General features: G+C 38.9%; 19 protein-coding genes. 10 read left to right on the top strand and 9 right to left on the bottom strand.

All coding sequences use genetic code 11. The annotated features are described in order from the left end of the window. Nucleotides 1–124 precede the first annotated feature (124 nt). The 3 genes from topA (at nt 125) to cysB (ending at nt 4,617) form a co-directional block, all read left to right on the top strand. A complete protein-coding gene (gene topA, locus ABN217_RS03740; protein WP_072068002.1) occupies nt 125–2,722 on the top strand; it encodes a type I DNA topoisomerase in 2,598 nt (865 codons plus the stop codon). 157 nt (nt 2,723–2,879) lie between these two features. Beyond that, on the top strand, nt 2,880–3,404 hold the full coding sequence (sodC, locus tag ABN217_RS03735; protein WP_197269238.1) for a superoxide dismutase family protein: 525 nt from the start codon (nt 2,880–2,882) through the stop codon (nt 3,402–3,404). Between the two features lie 238 nt (nt 3,405–3,642). Next, nucleotides 3,643–4,617, top strand: coding sequence for an HTH-type transcriptional regulator CysB (gene cysB / locus ABN217_RS03730; protein ID WP_072068003.1), 975 nt, complete (start codon nt 3,643–3,645; stop codon nt 4,615–4,617). Nucleotides 4,618–4,677: 60 nt separating this feature from the next. Here cysB and ABN217_RS03725 read toward each other — a convergent pair whose 3' ends face one another. Then, a complete protein-coding gene (locus ABN217_RS03725) occupies nt 4,678–5,508 on the bottom strand; it encodes an Evf family palmitoylated virulence factor (protein ID WP_196553110.1) in 831 nt (276 codons plus the stop codon). A gap of 219 nt (nt 5,509–5,727) precedes the next feature. On the opposite strand from ABN217_RS03725, the gene acnA reads away from it, so the two are divergent. Beyond that, nucleotides 5,728–8,400, top strand: coding sequence for an aconitate hydratase AcnA (gene acnA, locus ABN217_RS03720; RefSeq protein ID WP_197269237.1), 2,673 nt, complete (start codon nt 5,728–5,730; stop codon nt 8,398–8,400). Nucleotides 8,401–8,507: 107 nt separating this feature from the next. Here the strand turns inward: acnA and nlpA are convergent, their stop codons facing one another. Together nlpA and ribA are read right to left on the bottom strand one after the other, a co-directional pair. Further along, nucleotides 8,508–9,323, bottom strand: a complete 816-nt coding sequence (nlpA, locus tag ABN217_RS03715; protein ID WP_196553108.1) for a lipoprotein NlpA — start codon at nt 9,321–9,323, stop codon at nt 8,508–8,510. A gap of 246 nt (nt 9,324–9,569) precedes the next feature. Next, entirely contained in the window at nt 9,570–10,169 is a 600-nt protein-coding gene (ribA, locus tag ABN217_RS03710) for a GTP cyclohydrolase II (protein ID WP_072068007.1), read from the bottom strand. A gap of 265 nt (nt 10,170–10,434) precedes the next feature. On the opposite strand from ribA, the gene pgpB reads away from it, so the two are divergent. The 6 genes from pgpB (at nt 10,435) to ABN217_RS03680 (ending at nt 14,501) form a co-directional block, all read left to right on the top strand. Then, complete coding sequence (gene pgpB, locus ABN217_RS03705; protein WP_164526288.1) at nt 10,435–11,154, top strand: phosphatidylglycerophosphatase B; 720 nt, start codon at nt 10,435–10,437, stop codon at nt 11,152–11,154. A 159-nt stretch (nt 11,155–11,313) separates the two neighbouring features. Further along, nucleotides 11,314–11,631: a lipopolysaccharide assembly protein LapA domain-containing protein gene (locus tag ABN217_RS03700; protein WP_196553107.1), complete on the top strand. Its 318-nt coding sequence runs from the start codon at nt 11,314–11,316 to the stop codon at nt 11,629–11,631. A 12-nt stretch (nt 11,632–11,643) separates the two neighbouring features. Next, complete coding sequence (gene lapB / locus ABN217_RS03695; RefSeq protein WP_196553106.1) at nt 11,644–12,813, top strand: lipopolysaccharide assembly protein LapB; 1,170 nt, start codon at nt 11,644–11,646, stop codon at nt 12,811–12,813. Between the two features lie 45 nt (nt 12,814–12,858). Continuing rightward, on the top strand, nt 12,859–13,587 hold the full coding sequence (gene pyrF, locus ABN217_RS03690; RefSeq protein WP_196553105.1) for an orotidine-5'-phosphate decarboxylase: 729 nt from the start codon (nt 12,859–12,861) through the stop codon (nt 13,585–13,587). 78 nt (nt 13,588–13,665) lie between these two features. Next, the gene (yciH, locus tag ABN217_RS03685; RefSeq protein ID WP_072068012.1) at nt 13,666–13,989 is read left to right on the top strand and encodes a stress response translation initiation inhibitor YciH; all 324 of its coding nucleotides are present in this window, start codon (nt 13,666–13,668) and stop codon (nt 13,987–13,989) included. A 101-nt stretch (nt 13,990–14,090) separates the two neighbouring features. Then, nucleotides 14,091–14,501, top strand: coding sequence for a hypothetical protein (locus ABN217_RS03680; RefSeq protein ID WP_340896437.1), 411 nt, complete (start codon nt 14,091–14,093; stop codon nt 14,499–14,501). Between the two features lie 72 nt (nt 14,502–14,573). Here the strand turns inward: ABN217_RS03680 and ABN217_RS03675 are convergent, their stop codons facing one another. The 6 genes from ABN217_RS03675 to rsxD all read right to left on the bottom strand — a co-directional run bounded on the left by ABN217_RS03675 (nt 14,574) and on the right by rsxD (nt 20,434). Then, complete coding sequence (locus tag ABN217_RS03675; RefSeq protein WP_349459081.1) at nt 14,574–15,122, bottom strand: RNA 2'-phosphotransferase; 549 nt, start codon at nt 15,120–15,122, stop codon at nt 14,574–14,576. A gap of 173 nt (nt 15,123–15,295) precedes the next feature. Continuing rightward, nucleotides 15,296–17,242, bottom strand: a complete 1,947-nt coding sequence (locus ABN217_RS03670) for an exoribonuclease II (protein WP_349459080.1) — start codon at nt 17,240–17,242, stop codon at nt 15,296–15,298. Nucleotides 17,243–17,355: 113 nt separating this feature from the next. Further along, nucleotides 17,356–17,994 carry an endonuclease III gene (nth, locus tag ABN217_RS03665; RefSeq protein WP_109408768.1) on the bottom strand — a complete coding sequence of 213 codons (639 nt, stop codon included), beginning with the start codon at nt 17,992–17,994 and terminating at the stop codon, nt 17,356–17,358. A 12-nt stretch (nt 17,995–18,006) separates the two neighbouring features. After that, complete coding sequence (locus tag ABN217_RS03660) at nt 18,007–18,711, bottom strand: electron transport complex subunit E (protein ID WP_036937069.1); 705 nt, start codon at nt 18,709–18,711, stop codon at nt 18,007–18,009. A 1-nt stretch (nt 18,712) separates the two neighbouring features. Beyond that, on the bottom strand, nt 18,713–19,339 hold the full coding sequence (gene rsxG / locus ABN217_RS03655) for an electron transport complex subunit RsxG (protein ID WP_196553101.1): 627 nt from the start codon (nt 19,337–19,339) through the stop codon (nt 18,713–18,715). An 18-nt stretch (nt 19,340–19,357) separates the two neighbouring features. Further along, nucleotides 19,358–20,434, bottom strand: coding sequence for an electron transport complex subunit RsxD (gene rsxD, locus ABN217_RS03650; protein WP_109408770.1), 1,077 nt, complete (start codon nt 20,432–20,434; stop codon nt 19,358–19,360). Between the last annotated feature and the right edge of the window lie 133 nt (nt 20,435–20,567).

The raw sequence follows: 20,567 nt of genomic DNA, 5'->3' as shown, positions 1-20,567 counted from the left end.
TGAATAAAAACAGGTTGATATATTGCAAAACTAACGCAATATAAAAAAGAGATTTTAAACATTTTTTTAGTTGAGGGTATTAAACAATACCGTCATAACAAAGTTTAATTAGGTAAAGGTAATTATGGGTAAAGCTCTTGTAATCGTGGAGTCCCCGGCAAAAGCCAAAACGATCAATAAATATCTTGGCAATGACTACGTAGTTAAATCTAGCGTGGGTCACATTCGTGATTTGCCCAAGAGTGGTTCTGGCAGCCAGAAGAGCGAAAACTCATCCGCCACGAAAGGCGTGAAAAAAGTTAAAAAGGATGAGAAATCAGCCTTAGTCAGCCGTATGGGAATAGACCCCTATAATGGATGGAATGCGAACTATCAAATTCTACCCGGCAAAGAAAAGGTTGTGGCTGAACTAAAAGCATTGGCTGATAAAGCTGATCATGTCTATCTCGCAACGGACCTTGACCGCGAAGGAGAAGCTATCGCGTGGCATTTACGCGAAGTTATCGGCGGTGATGATGAAAGATTTAGTCGAGTGGTTTTTAACGAAATCACGAAAAATGCTATTACACAAGCTTTCCAAACTCCAGGTGAGTTAAATATAGACCGCGTTAACGCGCAACAAGCACGTCGTTTTATGGATCGTGTTGTGGGCTATATGGTTTCACCTTTACTTTGGAAAAAAGTCGCTCGTGGATTATCTGCGGGTCGAGTGCAATCTGTCGCTGTTCGTCTATTGGTTGAACGTGAGCGTGAAATTAAAGCCTTTGTTCCTGAAGAATATTGGCAGTTACACGCATCATTATTAACACCTGATGAACAACCATTGCGTATGGAAGTCACGCATTATAATGATAAAGCCTTCAATCCTGTTTCATCTGATGAAACACAGGTTGCGGTTAATGCATTAAAAAATGCAACCTTCACAGTAAAAGATCGTGAAGATAGACCAACATCAAGCAAACCAAGCGCACCACTTATCACATCAACTTTACAACAAGCGGCAAGTACGCGTTTAAGTTTTGGTGTGAAAAAGACAATGATGCTAGCTCAACGCCTTTATGAAGCTGGTTATATTACCTATATGCGTACTGACTCGACTAACTTAAGTCAGGATGCAATTCAAATGGCGCGTGATTATATTAGTGAGCAATTTGGTGCTAAGTATTTGCCGAAAGAGCCAAATGTTTATTCGAGCAAAGAAAATTCGCAAGAAGCGCACGAAGCTATTCGTCCTTCGGATATCAACGTTATCGCAGAATCTTTAAAAGATATGGATAACGATGCCAAACGATTATATCAACTAATTTGGAATCAATTTGTGGCGTGTCAAATGACACCAGCAAAATATGATTCAACGACATTAACAGTCGAATCAGGTGATTATAAATTACGTGCTAAAGGTCGTACTCTACGTTTTGCAGGTTGGACGAAAGTGATGCCGGCAATGCGTAATAAAGATGAAGATAAGACGTTGCCGGCTGTTGATGTTGGCGCAAAACTTGCTTTAGTTGAATTAGAGCCAACTCAACACTTTACTAAGCCACCAGCACGTTTTAGTGAAGCTACGTTAGTTAAAGAATTAGAAAAACGCGGTATTGGTCGTCCTTCAACTTATGCGTCTATTATTTCCACTATTCAAGATCGTGGTTATGTAAAAGTTGAAAATCGCCGTTTTTATGCAGAAAAAATGGGTGAAATTGTTACTGATCGCTTAGAAGAGAATTTTAGCGATTTAATGAATTACGATTTCACTGCGCAAATGGAAGATCACCTCGACCATGTTGCGAATAATGAAGAAAATTGGAAAGCGGTATTAGATGCGTTTTTCTCAGATTTTAGTCAGCAACTCGAAGTGGCTGAAAAAGATCCTGAAGAAGGCGGAATGCGACCAAACCCAATGGTTATTACCTCAATTGAATGTCCGACATGTTCTCGTCATATGGGAATTCGAACGGCAACAACGGGGGTGTTCTTAGGCTGCTCAGGTTACGCATTGCCACCAAAAGAACGTTGTAAACAGACTATTAACCTTATCCCTGAAGATGAATTATTGAATATTCTTGAAGGGGAAGATGCAGAAACTAACGCATTACGTGCACGTCGTCGTTGTCCGAAATGTGGTACTGCAATGGACAGCTACCTGATTGACACGCATCGTAAATTACATGTTTGTGGTAATAATCCGGCATGTGATGGTTATGAAGTCGAAGAGGGTGAGTTCCGCTTAAAAGGTTACGAAGGGCCTGTCATAGAGTGTGATAAATGTGGCTCTGAAATGCATCTGAAAATGGGGCGTTTTGGTAAATACATGGGTTGCACCAATGATGAATGTAAAAATACCCGTAAAATCTTAAAAAGTGGTGAAATTGCGCCACCGAAGGAAGATCCTGTACCGCTTCCTGAGTTGCCGTGTGAAAAATCTGATGCGTATTTTGTCTTACGTGATGGTGCCGCGGGTGTATTCTTAGCCGCAAATACTTTCCCTAAATCAAGAGAAACGCGCGCACCAAAAGTAGAAGAATTGGTTCGCTTTAAAGACAGATTAGCAGAGAAAATGCGTTATTTAGCTGAAGCGCCTGTGGCTGATCCAGAAGGAAATCCAACTATTGTGCGGTTTAGTCGTAAAACTAAACAACAATATGTTTCTTCTGAAAAAGATGGCAAAGCAACGGGTTGGTCTGCGTTTTATATCGATGGTAAATGGGTTGAAAAAACCAAATAACATTGGTATCACTCGATAAATAAAAAAGCGACTAATGAGAGTTAGTCGCTTTTTTTGTATGAAGAAGATATGCTAATTAATGTACATTGAAACAGTATAAGTGGTTAATTTCTATTTGTCTGATATTTTACTTTGCTAATAATAAGACGGAGATACTATGAAACTGATGCCTTTGTTACTCTCTAGTTTACTCTTCACCTCAGTGGTGAGTGCAGCCACATTAGATGTCACGTTGAAAGAAGCGCTTCCTACAGGTGCAGGTAACGATATTGGTGTTGTTACCATCACAGAAACCGATTATGGGCTGTTATTTACTCCAAAATTGACAGGATTAACCCCCGGTGTGCATGGTTTTCATATTCATGCTAATGGCTCTTGTGAGCCAGATATGAAAGAGGGTAAACCTGTCCCTGCTTTAAAAGCGGGTGGTCATTTAGATCCTGAAAAAACGGGTGTTCATTTGGGGCCTTATAATAAAGAAGGGCACTTAGGTGATTTACCTGGATTGGTTGTTAATGTTAAAGGTGTTGCTGATTACGCAGTATTAGCGCCAAAATTAACTAAACTTGAGCAAGTGAAAGATAAAGCCATAATGGTGCATGTCGGTGGTGATAACTATTCAGATAATCCAGAAGCGCTTGGCGGTGGTGGTGCAAGAATGGCATGCGGTGTAATTAAATAATTTAAAGCCATTATTGTTCTAGAAAAAAAGCTGACATTTAGTCAGCTTTTTTTATGCTTATTTATAGCTTATAACCATTCGATATAACAAAACCTAAATAACCCTATTAATTACGTTAGACCGAAATGAAATAAGTGATATAGTGGTTATATATTACATCTTTATTATTCTTTTTAGTTATATGAATATAAATAGAATAACGGAATAATAAGTCTTTTGTTGAAGGGATAGCCTCTCTATGAAATTACAACAGTTGCGTTATATCGTTGAAGTGGTGAATAACGATTTAAATGTATCAACCACGGCAGAGCGTTTGTATACATCTCAACCGGGGATAAGTAAGCAGATCCGCATGTTAGAAGATGAATTAGGTATACAAATATTTTCTCGTAGTGGTAAACATTTAACGCATGTGACACCCGCAGGTGAAGAGATTGTTAGGCTGTCTAGAGAAATCTTATCAAAAACAGAAGCTATCCGCTCTGCCGCAGGGGAACATACTTATCCAGATAGAGGTTCACTGTCTATTGCAACAACACATACTCAAGCTCGTTATGTATTGCCACCTGTGATAAAAGGCTTTATTGAGCGTTATCCTGATGTTTCATTACATATGAATCAAGGTTCACCAACACAAATAGCTGAAGATGTTTGCAGAGGTAAAAGTGATTTCGCTATTGCGACAGAGTCACTGCATCTTTATAACGATTTAGTAATGCTACCTTGTTATCGATGGAATCGTATTGTGGTGGTTCCTAAAGATCATCCTTTAGCACAAAAAAGAGAAGTCACACTGAAAGAGCTTGCTGGTTACGACATCGTGACTTATACCCAAGGTTTTACAGGGCGTTCTGATCTTGATGATGCTTTTGGCCAAGTAGGTTTAAAACCTAAAATTGTTTTCACTGCAACAGATGCTGATGTCATTAAAACGTATGTAAGATTGCATTTAGGTATTGGTGTAATTGCTAGTATGGCGTTTGATCCTGTGCTAGACAGTGATTTGGTGGCGATTGATATGCGCGATAAGTTTAGCTACAGCACCACGAAAATTGCGTTCCGCCGCAGTGGTTTCTTACGTGGTTATATGTATGATTTTATGTGGCGTTTTGCCCCACATCTAACTCGTAATTTAATTGAACAAGCAGTTACATTGCGAACACATGAAGAAATTGAAGAGCTATTTAAAGATATTGAATTGCCATTAGTTTAATACTGAAAGGCGGGTAATTCCCGCCTTCAAGCGTAATCATCAATCTTAACCCCGCATAACTTATTTCAAATAAAAATCCCCACTAAAAAAAGCGTCTGATTTTGTAATTCTTAGTTGACGATATTTATTTAAAAAATCATAAAACTGTTGATTAATTTCCGGATCATCTAGTGCATTAGCATCAAAGATAGAGGTGATCGTGCTGTACTCTAAAGACACAGTAAATTTACGTCCAATACAACTGGCAAGGAGCATTTTTGCTGATTGATATGAAAAACGTAAGCTCAGGATTTTTAACTTAGGTACAAAAATAAGGTGGTTGTTATGATTAAGGATCTCGGTCACTCCTGCAACGGTTATTGTTTGATAACTATCTAATGATTGTCGTAATCCAATTTCTATTTTTTGGCCTTGAGTACGTAAAAAATCAATAAACTCACTTAAAGCAGGTGAGGTGGCATTAATCGCTGTACCGAGTAATAACTGAATAAAAGCTTGAGCAACCGAAAGATCAAATGTCTGTTTGTGGAGATTTCTTGTTTCCACCTTATTTTGTCCTAAAAGAGGAAGATGATTCAGCGTCTCTAACCAATGTTCAGGACGATAATAGGCTTCGTTGTCTTCCTTTTTTAATGCGGCAAGATGGTTCGCTATGATAGAAATAAGTCCAATTTGAATATTTTTAAGTTTTAACATTTTTTCTATTTCAAATTCTTCAAACAATTTTGGTGAGGCGATAATAAATTGTACCAAGCCTTCAGTATCTTTTAGATTTTGAGAATGTAATGGGTTTATCGATAAAGTTTGCGGGAAAGGAGGCGTGATAGGTTCAGCAAAGTAATGATCGGCACTCATTATATTCTTTAGTAACTCAGATTGTTTATTATTCATAAATTTCATCCTTTCATAGTTATAACTCCGTTATTAAATCCTAATTAGATGAAAATCTTGAGACTAAAATTTATTAACACCATGACGGCCATAACATTACGTTAACAAATTGTGTGATCCTTAAGCCAAATTATAAGTTATATGATATGTTTAATAGATAACCTTACCTATTTTGATGGTTTAAACATGCTGTCAGTATAAAAATAAGAAGGAGGAGCTATGTCGTTACACTTGAAAAAAGAGAGTCATTCCACGCTCTTAGTTGGATCACGTGAATATGAGTATTACCGCCTTACTGAAGTTGCTCGTCAATTAGGTGATATTACCCGTCTTCCTAAATCTCTGAAGGTACTGTTAGAAAATTTAGTACGTTATCTCGATAATGATACGGTTGTTGAAGATGATATTAAGGCGTTAGTTGATTGGCAAAAAACAGCTCATGCATCTCGTGAAATAGCTTATCGACCAGCAAGGGTTTTAATGCAGGATTTTACAGGTGTACCTGCTGTTGTTGACTTAGCCGCAATGCGAGAAGCAGTAAAATCATTAGGCGGACAGGTGGAAAAGGTTAATCCATTGTCGCCTGTTGATTTAGTTATCGATCACTCTGTGATGGTTGATGAATACGCAAGTAAAAATGCATTTGCTGAAAACGTTGAAATAGAAATGGAACGCAATTATGAACGTTATCTTTTCTTGCGTTGGGGGCAGCAATCGTTTGAGCGTTTTCGTGTTGTGCCACCAGGAACAGGGATTTGCCATCAGGTAAACCTTGAGTATTTAGGTAAAGCTATCTGGTCTGAAGAAAAAGATGGTCGCTATGTAGCTTATCCAGATACCTTAGTAGGAACAGATTCTCACACAACCATGATTAATGGCCTCGGTGTTTTAGGTTGGGGGGTTGGAGGTATTGAAGCTGAAGCAGCAATGTTAGGTCAGCCTATTTCAATGCTTATTCCTGATGTTGTTGGTTTTAAACTGACAGGCAAACTGCGAGAAGGTATTACAGCAACAGATCTTGTGCTTACTGTCACCCAAATGTTACGAGCCCACGGTGTAGTAGGAAAATTTGTTGAGTTTTACGGAGATGGTTTAGCCTCATTACCTTTAGCTGATCGGGCAACAATAGCTAATATGTCGCCAGAATACGGAGCAACATGTGGCTTTTTCCCAATAGACAATATTACGCTTGATTATTTGCGTTTAACTGGGCGAGAAGAGCAAGAAATTGCTTTAGTTGAAGCTTATAGTAAAGAACAAGGTTTATGGCGTCATACAGGTGATGAGCCTATCTTCACCTCTACATTATCTCTTGATATGGGAACCGTTGAAGCAAGCCTAGCTGGACCTAAACGTCCTCAAGATAGAGTAAATTTAGCAAGTGTTCCTAATGCATTTAAAGCGGCAGTGGAGCTTGAAACAAACAAGAAACCACTTTCACACTTTCCTGAAGTAAAAATTGATAATTATCCTGAATTTAAACTCACTGATGGCGCTGTCGTTATTGCCGCAATCACATCCTGTACAAATACTTCAAATCCAAATGTCTTAATGGCTGCGGGGTTACTGGCTAAAAATGCAGTAGAAAAAGGATTGCAACGTAAGCCTTGGGTTAAATCCTCTTTAGCACCCGGCTCTAAAGTCGTCACAGATTACCTTAATTTAGCGGGATTAACGCCTTATCTTGATGAGTTAGGTTTTAATCTTGTGGGTTACGGTTGTACTACTTGTATTGGTAATTCAGGGCCTTTATTAGCGCCAATTGAAAGCGCAATTAAAGACAATGATTTAACTATTGCAGCGGTATTATCAGGTAATCGTAACTTTGAAGGTCGTATCCATCCATTAGTGAAAACCAACTGGTTAGCTTCGCCTCCGCTAGTGGTTGCTTATGCATTGTCAGGAAATATGAGTATCGATCTTACTAAAGAGCCTTTAGGTAAAGATAAGCAGGGTAACCCTGTTTACTTAAAAGATATTTGGCCTGACAGTAAGGCTATTGCGGATGCTGTTGAAAAAGTGAAAACGGAGATGTTCCATAAAGAGTACTCTGCGGTGTTTGAGGGAGATGAAACATGGAAATCACTGAAAACACAAAATACGCCAGTTTATACTTGGCAGGCAGATTCTACTTATATTCGTCATCCACCTTTCTTTAAAGGAATGACGAAAACGCCAGCACCAATTAATGATATTCATCAAGCCAGTATCTTGGCAATTTTAGGTGATTCGGTAACAACTGACCATATTTCACCTGCTGGAAACATTAAAGCCGATAGTCCCGCAGGGCGTTATTTGCGTGAACATGGGGTAGAACCGAAAGATTTTAACTCCTACGGCTCTCGACGTGGTAATCATGAAGTTATGATGCGAGGCACCTTTGCCAATATTCGTATTCGTAATGAAATGGTTCCGGGAATTGAAGGTGGTTTTACCAAACATATTCCAACAGGGGAAACGTTAGCAATTTATGATGCTGCAATGCGTTATCAGCAAGAAAACACCCCACTGGCGATCATTGCAGGGAGTGAGTATGGTTCAGGCTCTAGCCGTGACTGGGCCGCAAAAGGAACGCGTTTATTAGGTGTTCGTGTCGTGATTGCGGGTTCTTTTGAGCGTATTCATCGTTCTAACTTGATTGGTATGGGTGTTTTACCGTTAGAATTCCCCGCAGGTGTTACACGTCAAACATTAGGCTTAAAAGGTGATGAGAAAATTGAGATCACCGGACTTAATGCATTAACACCAAGCCAAGATGTCGCGGTTAATATTACTTTTGCGGATAATCGCACTGAAACTATTATGGCGCGTTGCCGTATTGATACACAAACCGAACTCGCTTATTTCCAACACGGTGGCATATTACATTATGTTATTCGTAATATGCTGTAATTCGTTTTACGGTTTAATCTAAAAACAAACGCCTCATTATAAAAGTTTAATGAGGCGTTTATTTAGGTAGTTTAAGTGGAGTATGTCATAAAAAAAGCTAATAAATTTTACCAACCTTGAACTGCGCCACCATTAAAAATGGTTTCGGCGGCTGTTGCAACTTCGGGAGATTGATAAGCTTTGATAAAATCACGTACATTATCAGCGTCTTTATTATCTTCTCTTGCCACAATAATATTGGTGTAAGGTGAGTTTTTATCTTCAATAAAAATACTGTCTTTTGTCGGAGATAAATTAATTTGTTGGATGTAGGTGGTGCTAATAATGGCAACGGTGACTTTAGGATCGTTTAACACTCGTGGTAATTGTGCGCCCTCTAGCTCCATAATTTTTAATTTAAGAGGATTATCAATAATATCAATAGCCGTAGGTAATAAGCCACTATTTGGTTTTAATGTGATAAGTTTTTCTTTATCTAATAACAGTAAAGCTCGGCCCAAATTGGTTGGATCGTTAGGAACTGCAATGGTGTCACCAGACTTTAACTCAGAAGGGTGTTTAATTTTTGTTGAATAGCCAGCCATAGGGAAAACAAAGGTATTGCCAACAGCCACTAAATTATAACCACGAGATTGATTATCTTGAGCAAGAAAAGGACGATGTTGAAAAACATTAGCATCTAATTCTTTATTCGCTGTGGGATCATTTGGTAATAATGAGCCACTAAAACCTACTAATTCAACCTCTAAGCCATATTTTTCTTTAGCCACTTTTTTGGCAATTTCAGCCACATCTTGTTCAGCACCATTGATCACACCAACTTTGATTGAATAGCTGTTTTTATCGTTATTATCACATCCTGTTAATAATGTTCCTACTAATAATAGCGCGCTGAAAATCCTACCAGAAAAATGTAATGGCATAATGCATTCCTATCAAAATTTATTTATTAATAAATAACTTAGGAACCGATAGAGAGTCAATGAAATCGCATATGATAAATTTTCACATGATATAATTTAATGATAAAAAAGGTGTAAAATCAGATGTAAGAAAAGAAAAATAGATAAAGAATTAATTTATAAAGTAATAGAATAAAAGGAATAAATAGAAAATCCGAGCAACTTAGACTCGGATTTGAAAATAATTAATGCTGTGCTGTTACTTTATTATTGCGCTTTCTTAAATAAAAGATGGCCCATTTTATCGGCTTTAGTATCAAGATAATGAGCATTACTTGGATTACGCCCGACAATCAAAGGAACTCGCTCGATAACATTAATGCCTGCGGTTTTCATGATTTCAATTTTTTTCGGATTATTGGTTAATAACCGCACTTCATGAACACCTAATAGATTATACATGTCAGCACAAAGGGTAAAATCGCGTTCGTCAGCTTTAAAACCTAATTCGAGGTTTGCTTCAACGGTATCTAATCCTTTATCTTGTAATGCGTAAGCTCTTATTTTATTCAGTAAACCAATATTCCGGCCTTCTTGGCGATGATAAAGTAAGACACCACGGCCTGCTTTGCTTATTTGTGAAAGTGCAGCTTCAAGTTGGAAGCCACAATCACAACGCAAACTAAATAAGGCATCACCCGTTAAGCATTCTGAATGAATACGAGATAATACAGGTTCTGAGCCTGAGATATCGCCATAGACTAGGGCGACGTGATCTTTACCTGTTGCGATTTCTTCAAAACCGACCATTAAAAACTCACCAAAAGGAGTAGGTAGTTTTGCTTCTGCGATACGTCTTAATTTCATTATTTTTGACTCATAATTTCAGGTGAAACTCTCGTTCAAGATTATACACTTTATAACGAGAACAAAGAGAAATAAAACACTGAAATGTTTCCATGTCTGATAGGCAAGGAAATGGGTTAACACACACTTATAAATTCACACCACCACAAATTATCAGATTTTGAGCCTTAGTGCATAATGATTTATTGCTAAACGAGCATCGTTTATACTGATAAACTTCAAAGATAAACGAAAGACAGTATTTGTATTTGAGAAGGGTAGATATTTGAATAAGAAGATAACAATATTAATTTTATTAGGCAGTATATTGCTCTTGAGCATACCTAGTGTAGTGTTAATGCTGGGTTGGCAATGGCAACCGACTGACCATCCTTTAGGGGGAATAAGCACATTGTGGATAGCAGACAGTGCAGCTAAACCTTGGGGAGCCATTAGTGTTATTGTGTTTTTAGTATTACTGTTTATGGCTTTAAAATTAAAACGTAATAACTTTATTCAATTAGCCGTGATAATTATTGCGACCTTAGCCGTTGGGCAATTAATTAAGGTTGCAGTTAAAAATACAGTCAAAGAACCTCGTCCTTATGTTATTTGGGTCAGTAGCAATTTACACATTACATCAGAGGAATTTTATCAAGTTTCCAGATCAGAGCGGGAACAATTGCTCCAAAATGGATTGGCAAATTCTCCTGTGATCCCAGGATGGCAACTTAAACATTGGAAAGCGGAAACCGGTTATGCTTTTCCATCAGGGCATAGCTTATTTGCAGCAACACTCGCCTTGTTTGTTTTTGTCCTTTTTATGTTGTGCCGTCATTATTTTTTGGCAACACTCGGGTTATTATGGGGAATCGATGTCACTGTAGGGCGTATTGTGTTGGGAATGCACTGGGCATCCGATGTGATTGTAGGTATTCTTATTAGTACTGTGCTGGTTTGGTGTGCATTTAAGGTGATTGAGCGACGTTTATTACTCAAATCCTGACGATAGCCCTTATTTTTGAGATACAGAATGTCTTTTTCAGTATTTATGTGAAAAAATATACGAAAATCAGTTGATTCTAAGAAATGACTTTCTTTGTGCGCAGTGAAAATGCTACCTTTATCTGTCCACTAAAGAAAAGAGAATAAAAAAGGAAATAATGTGAAAAAAGTCCTACTTTTTATTTTGGTTATTCTTGTTTTTGCCATCGTGGTCATTGCCATGACTTTAGGCTCAAATAACGATCAGGTAGTCACATTCAATTACCTTATTGCTCAAGGTGAATATCGTATTTCTACCTTGTTAGCCACACTGTTTGGTGTAGGCTTTATTCTTGGTTGGATTGTAAGTGGTGTTTTCTATTTGCGCGCCCGTTTATCATTAGGCCGAGCAAAACGTAAGATTAAACGTCTTGAAAGTGCTCAAAACAAACAAGAAAGTCAAGAAAGTCGCCCAACGGTTGCTTCTGCTACGAAATAAGGACGATAGCTGATGCTAGAATTGCTGTTTCTGTTACTACCTGTCGCGGCAGCTTACGGCTGGTATATGGGGCGTCGTGGCGCTCAACAGGATAAACAGCAGAATGCTGATCGCCTGTCACGAGAATACGTGGCAGGTGTTAACTTCTTACTTTCAGATCAACAAGATAAAGCAGTTGATCTCTTCCTTGAAATGCTTAAAGAAGATAGTTCTGCTTTTGAAGCACATCTTACGTTAGGCAATCTTTTCCGCTCTCGTGGTGAAGTTGAACGCGCAATTCGTATTCACCAATCCTTAATGGAAAGTGCGGCGCTTTCTTTTGAGCAACGCCTCCTTGCTGTTCAACAACTTGGCCGTGACTATGTTGCTGCGGGTGTTTACGATCGAGCTGAAAATATGTTTCAGCAACTTATTGATGAGCAAGAGTTTCGCCAAAGTGCGTTACAATCTTTGCTGGCTATTTACCAGTTAACTAGCGATTGGAGCAAAGCCATCGAAACAGCTGAAAAATTAGTAAAATTAGGTCAGCATGAATTAAAAGAACAAATATCACATTTTTACTGTGAGTTGGCACTTCAAGAAATGAGTAGTGATAATCTTGATAGTGCACTTAATTTTCTACAAAAAGCAGGCCAAGCAGATCCTCTCTGTGCTCGTGTTTCAATTATGTATGGACGTATTTATATTGCTCGTGATGAGAAACAAAAAGCCATTGAAGTGCTGATGAAAGTTATCGAGCAAGATAAAGAAATGGTGAGTGAAACACTGCCTATGCTTTTTGAATGTTTCCAGACACAAGAAGATAATTCTCGTTGGGAGGCGTATTTACGCCAATGTGTTGATAGTAATAGCGGTGCAATTGCTGAACTTTACCTTGCGGATATTATTGAAGCCAAAGAAGGTATTGAAGCCGCTCAGCTTTATATTAATCGACAATTAGAACGCCATCCTACAATGCGACTTTTCTATCGCTTAATGCGTTACCATTTAGCTGAAGCAGAAGAAGGTCGTGCTAAAGAAAGTCTTATCTTATTGCGTTATATGGTTGGTGAACAAATTCGTACCAAACCAGATTATCGTTGTCATAAATGTGGTTTTACCTCTCATGCATTATATTGGCATTGTCCATCCTGTCGTTCATGGGATACCGTTAAACCTATTCGCGGTTTAGATGGTCAGTGACGATGTCACTTTTTTAATAGTCTCTTTATAAATAAAGGCCCTAAAATGTCATTTCATTGTGATAAAAAATCGCCCGAGTTCACCTGCGCGCCCGTTATTGTGGCATTAGACTATGAAGATCAAAAAAGTGCATTAGATTTTGCACAACGTATCGATCCCTCATCTTGCCGTTTAAAAATAGGTAAAGAGATGTTTACCCGTTTTGGACCTCAATTTGTCACACAGTTACAAAAAGACGGTTTTGATATTTTCTTGGATCTAAAATTTCATGATATTCCAAATACAGTTGCAAGAGCCGTTGCAGCCGCAGCTGATTTAGGCGTATGGATGGTGAACGTACATGCTAGTGGAGGCAGTCGCATGATGCGTGCAGCTAAAGAGAGCCTTACATCCTATGGCAAAGATGCACCACTTTTAACAGCCGTAACGGTGTTAACAAGTATGGATAAATCTGATCTGATTGAATTGGGTATAACATTAACACCAGCAGAACAAGCGGAGCGCTTGGCATTGCTGACAAAATCTTGTGGTCTTGATGGTGTTGTTTGCTCTGCACATGAAGCGACACGTTTTAAACAAGTTTGTGGTGATGATTTCTTATTAGTGACACCAGGTATTCGCCCAGCAGGGAGTGATGTCGGTGATCAGCGTCGAGTAATGACACCAGAACAAGCCATTGCTGCAGGCGTTGATTATATGGTGATTGGACGTCCTATTACACGTAGTGATAATCCTCTTGAAACATTACAACAAATTAATCGTTCTATACTCTAAATAATTCAAGGTTTAGCTAAGTTGGCAATGCACTGGATCTTAAAAGTATGACGAATATATACAAGGTATGTAATTAACATGGATAATAACTCTCGTTTGGTTTATTCCACAGATGCGGGTCGCATTAAAGAAGAAGAACAAAAGCCTGTACGTCCTGTCGGTGATGGCATTGTGCGTATTCAGCGTCAAACTAGTGGGCGCAAAGGTAAAGGTGTTTGTGTTGTTTCAGGTATCGATCTGGATGATGCTGAGCTGGCCAAGCTTGCTGCCGAACTGAAGAAAAAATGTGGCTGTGGTGGTAGTGTAAAAGACGGTTTAATTGAGATCCAAGGTGATAAACGTGATTTAATTAAATCGCTATTAGAAGCCAAAGGAATGAAAGTTAAACTGGCTGGTGGCTGATTTAGTTAGCTAGCAACGAAATGAATAATGATGCGCTGATTTTCTATTGAGATTAGCGCATTTTTTATTGTCATTAATAGCTGTCTTTTTAAAGGTATTTTATGAAAGCGTATTTGATGATCGTAACATTGCTGTATTCTTCTGTGCTTTTGGCAGAAAGTAAAATGGATAAAGTGATTGTTCATGATAAATATTGTTCTTCACCAGAGCAGACAATGGATGAAGTCTACGAGCATGGGGCAATAACCAACTGTATTTATGCGGGGCTTTCAATCACTGATGCGTATAAAAAATATGTGGATGAACACGATGAAACTTATCTTGAAAAAGTCATTAAAGTGAATAACAACGCCCAAAAAGAGTACACAAATGATGCAGTCTCTGTTGACTATAATTGGGAAAACCCGAAAAAATTAATAATAGAACAGCAGTTTGCAGGTGGTTTTACCGAAATGTTGTTAGAAGAAGATCAGAAGGGTACTAAAATAACCATTACTGGTCATCCTGATTAAGTATTAGTCAAATAGAGAACAGCATAAGCAAGATTATAGGTGACAATGTCACCTAATTGCTTATATTTCATTTTATTCTTTCTCTTCGATTTTTAGATATTTCACAGGCACGGAAAGTGTTAACCATACGCCATTATCAGCCTGATAAAATTCAAAACCGTCACTAAACATTTTTTCACTATCAACAATTAAAACAACAGCTTTTCCATGACGATTGCCGACATTCACGGCTGTTTTGTGATCTTGTGATAAATGAACATATTGGCGACCATTAGGTATTAAACCTTGATTAAAAATACTGTCGATAAAGCGAGTTGCTGTGCCGTGATAAAGTATTTTAGGAGGAGTAATAGCTTGGTAATCAACGGTAGTCTTAAGAGAGTGTCCTTGAACGGCACGAATAAAAAGCCCATCTTCTGAAATAGCGAAACGTTTTTTATCATTCGTTTTAACCACATCGTTAATAAGTTCAATGGTTAGTGGCGTGCCTTTTTTCTGCGCTAACAAGATCAATTGTGATATTTCACCCCATCCTTGATCATCAAGTGATAAACCGATACTTTCAGGAGCGTGTCGCAATATATAGCTTAAAAAACGGCTAATTTGTACTTTATCTTTCATTAATTCAATCCATTTGTGATTTACTAAATTTATGGTGTGAGTATTTTATTTCCTTAATACCATAAAAATATTCCTTTTTATTCCCTTTAAATTTCTAGCAAAGATAAGAGGTATAAAAAAACTGATGGCTCAAAATGAACCATCAGTTTTATTGTATACCGACTACAGACTAATTAGATAGGGCGAGCAACAATATTACGTGTTTCAAGTTTTACATCTTCGATGCGAACAGGAATGATATCATTGAGTTTATAAGCACTTTCACCTTTCACAATCACTGTACCCGTTTCTTGACTGCATTGAATTTCATCACGTACAGCATGTAAGAAAGGAGCTGGAATAAAGGCTACTGCGCCATTTTCAACTAAACGAACACGAATACCACCACGCGTAATATCGATAATTTCAGCGTTAAATGGCGTTTCAGTACCCGCAAAAGGTTTTAAGAAACGTGCATATAACCAATCACCTACATCTCGTTCAGCCATACGATTAGCACGACGGCGTTCTGCAATGCGAATACCATCTTCTTCTTGTGGTTTTTCAGCAGGTTCTTTACTGATAATCGCTTTCAGTAACCGATGGTTTAAAATATCACTGTATTTACGGATCGGTGATGTCCATGTTGCATATGCTTCTAGCCCTAAACCAAAGTGTGGACCTGGCTCTGATTTGATTTCGGCAAAGTTTTGATAACGACGAATACGACTATCAAGAAATTGATTCGGTTGGTTATCGAGTTCACGGCGTAATTGGCAGAAACCCTCAAGGGTTAACAAACTTTCAGAAGTGGTTTCAATGCCATTATCTTTTAAAGTTTGTACAACTTGATCGATATAAAGTGGATCAAAACCAGTGTGAACGTTATAGACACCAAAGCCTAAGTTTTTCGCTAATACTTTAGCTGCGCAGATATTGGCAGTGATCATTGCTTCTTCGACAATACGATTTGCAATACGACGATTTTCAGCCACGATATCTAATACATTACCGCCTTCATCGAGAATAAAGCGGTAATCAGGGCGTTCTTTAAAGACCAGAGCATGTTTTTCACGCCATTCATGACGTTTTTCACACATCTCTTTTAATAACATTACTTGTTCATAAACGATGTCATTCTCTGGTTTCCAATCGCTGTTACCGCCTTCTAACCAATCTGAAATATGGTCATAAACCAGTTTAGCTTTTGATTCTACCCATGCTGAATAGAAGTGAATATCTTCATGTAATGCACCATCTTGTGCAATGCTGACTTGGCAAACTAGTGCTGGGCGCTTTTCATTAGGGCGTAATGAGCAGATGTTATCAGATAGCTCACGAGGCAACATTGGGATATTAAAGCCCGGCAGATAGTTAGTTAGTGCGCGTTGTGCCGCAATTTTATCTAATTCACTATTTGGCAGAATATAAGCCGTAGGATCGGCAATAGCGATAAAGAGCGTTAATTGACCATTCTCTTCTTTACGAATAAAGAGTGCGTCATCCATGTCTTCTGTTGATGCGCTATCAATAGTGACAAAGGAGAGAGAAGTCAGATCTTCACGAGGTAACGCATCATGTAATGTAAGTGCTTCGTTGCCCATTTCTGGTGCATCGCGCTCAAGTTGATGGCGCATTAGGGTTACCCACCAAGGGGCGAAGTGATCGTCTTTATCTGTAATATAGTCGGTAATTTCTGCCTGAAAACCTTTATCACCTTTATTCAGTGGATGACGACGCATGACCGCAACAGCCCAATCTTGATCGACAAAACTATGGGTTAAGCTTTGGGCTGGTCGGCAAGGAATAGCATCTTTTAGTAGAGGATGGTCTGGTATTATCCACAGACGGTTATCACCTTCTTTTTTCTGAATACGGCCGACAAAACGAGTTAAAAAGGGTTCAACTAATTCTTCAGGTTCAACTGATTCTTTGTCGTTATTGGTATGAACAGCGGCAATTACACGGTCGCCGTGCATCACTTTTTTCATTTGCGGAGGGGGAATAAAATAGCTTTTCTGACCATCAACTTCAAGGAAGCCAAAGCCTTTATCTGTTCCCTTTACAAGGCCTTCCACGCGCGGTGTTTGGGCATGGAGTTGCTGTTTTAGCTGTGCAAGCAGCGGATTGTCTTGAAACATATTTTTCCGGAAAGTCGGCAGTTTTAATAATAAAAGTGGGCAATAGTTTTATTCGATTGTGCGTAGCGACGCAAGTAATATTGCATCAGAAAAACAGACAAATCGGCAAATTTTTATTCAGGATCTGTTTTTTCTTTAAATTCACACAGGTCTTCAATAATACAAGAGCCACACCGTGGTTTTCGTGCAATACAGGTATAACGACCATGAAGAATAAGCCAGTGATGGCAATCAACTTTAAATTCTGCCGGAACAACCTTTAAGAGTTTTTGCTCAACTTCATTGACATTCTTGCCGGGGGCAAAACCTGTACGATTACTCACTCTAAAGATATGTGTATCGACAGCAATTGTTGGCCAGCCAAATGCGGTGTTTAAAACAACATTTGCAGTTTTGCGACCAACACCTGGCAAAGCTTCAAGGGCTTCTCTGTTTTCAGGAACCTCACTGTGATGTTTATCCACCAAAATTTGACAGGTCTTAATCACATTTTCAGCTTTGGTATTATATAGGCCAATGGTTTTAATGTATTTTTTAAGTCCATCCACTCCTAAATTCAGGATAGCTTGTGGTGTGTTGGCAACTGGATAAAGCTTAGCGGTTGCTTTATTGACACTCACATCGGTCGCTTGTGCAGAGAGTAACACGGAGATCAATAGTTCAAACGGAGAGTCAAATTTTAGCTCTGTCGTAGGTTGCGGATTGTTATCACGCAACCGAGTTAGAATTTCAATACGTTTTGCTTGATTCATTATGCTCACAAATTAATTTTTAACGATATGACTACCACAGCCTTGCTCTTTTTCATAAGTTTTCATTGTCGAAGCGCTGCGCTTTTTCTGTCTTTCATCGATAAGGTATTTTCCCGCTAACATAAAGCCTAAACCGATAAAAGCACCTGGCGGTAAAATGGCAAGTAAGAAGGGTGAATCTAAATGAACTATTTCGATTCTTAATACTTGAGCCCATTCACCTAACAGTAAATCTGCACCGTCAAATAATGTTCCGTTACCTAAAATTTCACGGATCGCGCCTAACACAAAGAGTGCGGCTGTTGCCCCTAATCCCATTGCTAACCCATCAATGGCAGAAGGAAAGACTTCATTTTTAGCGGCGAAGGCTTCAGCACGGCCAATAACAATACAGTTGGTGACTATTAATGGAATAAAGATCCCCAACGATTGGTATAAACCATAGGCGTATGCGTTGATCAGTAATTGCACAGCACTGACGACAGACGCGATTATCATAACATAAATTGGGATACGAATTTCAGAAGGAACCCAACGACGTAAACTTGAAACTGCCACATTAGTGCAAAATAGCACTAATGTTGTCGCAAGTCCTAAGCCTAGCGCGTTAGTTGCTGTAGAAGAAACCGCAAGTAAAGGGCATAGGCCAAGTAATTGCACTAGAGCTGAGTTGTTTGTCCATAACCCTTGAGCAAAGAGCGTTTTAATGGAGTTCATATTAATTCGCCTCACAGACAGAGAGCGTTTCTAGCTTCTCTGGTAATGATTGTATTAGCCATGCTGTGCGTTTTGATGAGTTAACGACAGCACGGGGGGTGATCGTCGCACCTGTAAATTGATCAAAATCGCCACCATCTTTTTTTACCGCCCAATGTGGATCGTTTTCACTGGAAATGAATTTATGGCTCAGTGTTGTGATCCAATCGGAGATGCGCGTTTCAATCTTATCACCCAGACCAGGAGTTTCGTTATGTGCAGTTACACGAACACCTAGAACGTTACCTTTAAAGTCAGCGCCAACAAGAAGTTCAATTGCACCTGAATAGCCATCTGGTGCAGTAGATTCTAAGGCTGCTGCAACGGGTTTACCTTCTAAACGCGCTACATAAAGTTTATGAGGTTTTGAATTCCCCAATTCAGGTGCCGTAAGTAGATAACAATCTTTAGAAAGCTCATTGTCATACATTGTTTTGGGGATCACCTGATCCAATAATCTTTGTTTTTCTATAGCCACTTGCTCTGCAATGGTGTCTGCGGTTAAGTGGTATACCACAGCGGTTAAACCTGTTGTACAAGCCGCAAAGACAGCTAATGTTAGCCCATGACGTTTTAAGATCTCGATCATCATTTTCTCCTTGGCACATTAATGCCCATAAACACGAGGGCGTGTATAGCTATCGATTAAAGGTACGGCGATATTGGCAAGTAATACTGAGAATGCAACAGCGTCTGGATATCCACCATAAACACGGATAACCCATACTAATAAGCCTATCATGCCCGCATAAATTAAACGGCCTTTAGGGGTTGTAGAGGCACTTACAGGATCTGTCGCTATAAAGAAAGCTCCTAACATTGTTGCCCCTGAGAAAATTTGTAATAAGGGTTGTGAGTAACGAGTAGGATCGATACCCCAACTAATAACAGAACATAAGGCTAACATTGAGATCATTGCAACAGGGATATGCCAGCTAATAATGCGTTTATAGAGCAGAACTAATCCACCAACTAAATAAGCGACATTCACCCATTGCCATCCAATACCGGCAAATTCACCTTGTAAAATAGGTGTTGCTAACACTTCATCAATAGAATGAGTGAGTAATCCAGTTTTAAAACTATCAAGAGGTGTAGCTTGTGTAATGCCATCAACAGAGCGTCTTAAATCTTCAAGTGTTAAACCTGATGATGTATGACCTGTAAAGAAGATACTTAAACTATCCATGACATTGTAAGAGACAGCTTGTAATTCAACAGGAGGCATCCACGATGTCATTTGTACTGGGAATGAAATTAGTAAAACCACATAACCTACCATTGCGGGGTTAAATGGATTTTGCCCTAAACCACCATAAATATGTTTTGCGATAACGACAGCAACAAATGTACCTAAGACAATGATCCACCATGGTGCCAAAGGCGGAATACTAATTGCTAGTAATACACCAGTAAGCAGTGCGGAGTTATCTTTAAGGTAAAGTAATGGATCTTCTTTTTTGAGTTTTACGCACACAGTTTCAGCCACAAGCGCAACGATAATGGCTAATATAATTTGGTAAATAGTGCCTAAACCAAAAAAATAGATCTGACTGATGATCCCAGGTAGTGCCGCTAATGTTACCCATAGCATAACTTGGCTGGTGGATTGCTGATTATGCGTAAAAGGGGAACTCGCAATTTTTAATTTACTGTTGTTATTTTGTATCGGTCTAAATTTCATCTGTGATTAGTCCAAGGTAACTTCTTCTTTAGCACGACGTTGTTCGGCTTCTTTTTTCGCTTTTACTCTGGCAATAGCCGCAGCGACAGCAGCTTTGCGCGGATCGACTTCTTCGGCTTCAGCGCATTCAACA

Origin of the sequence: Proteus sp. fly-1067 (genome assembly GCF_040139345.1) — a bacterium.
GTDB lineage: Bacteria > Pseudomonadota > Gammaproteobacteria > Enterobacterales > Enterobacteriaceae > Proteus > Proteus vulgaris_B.
Note: the sequence above shows the minus strand (reverse complement) of the source record. Positions and strands in the feature narration are given on the sequence as shown.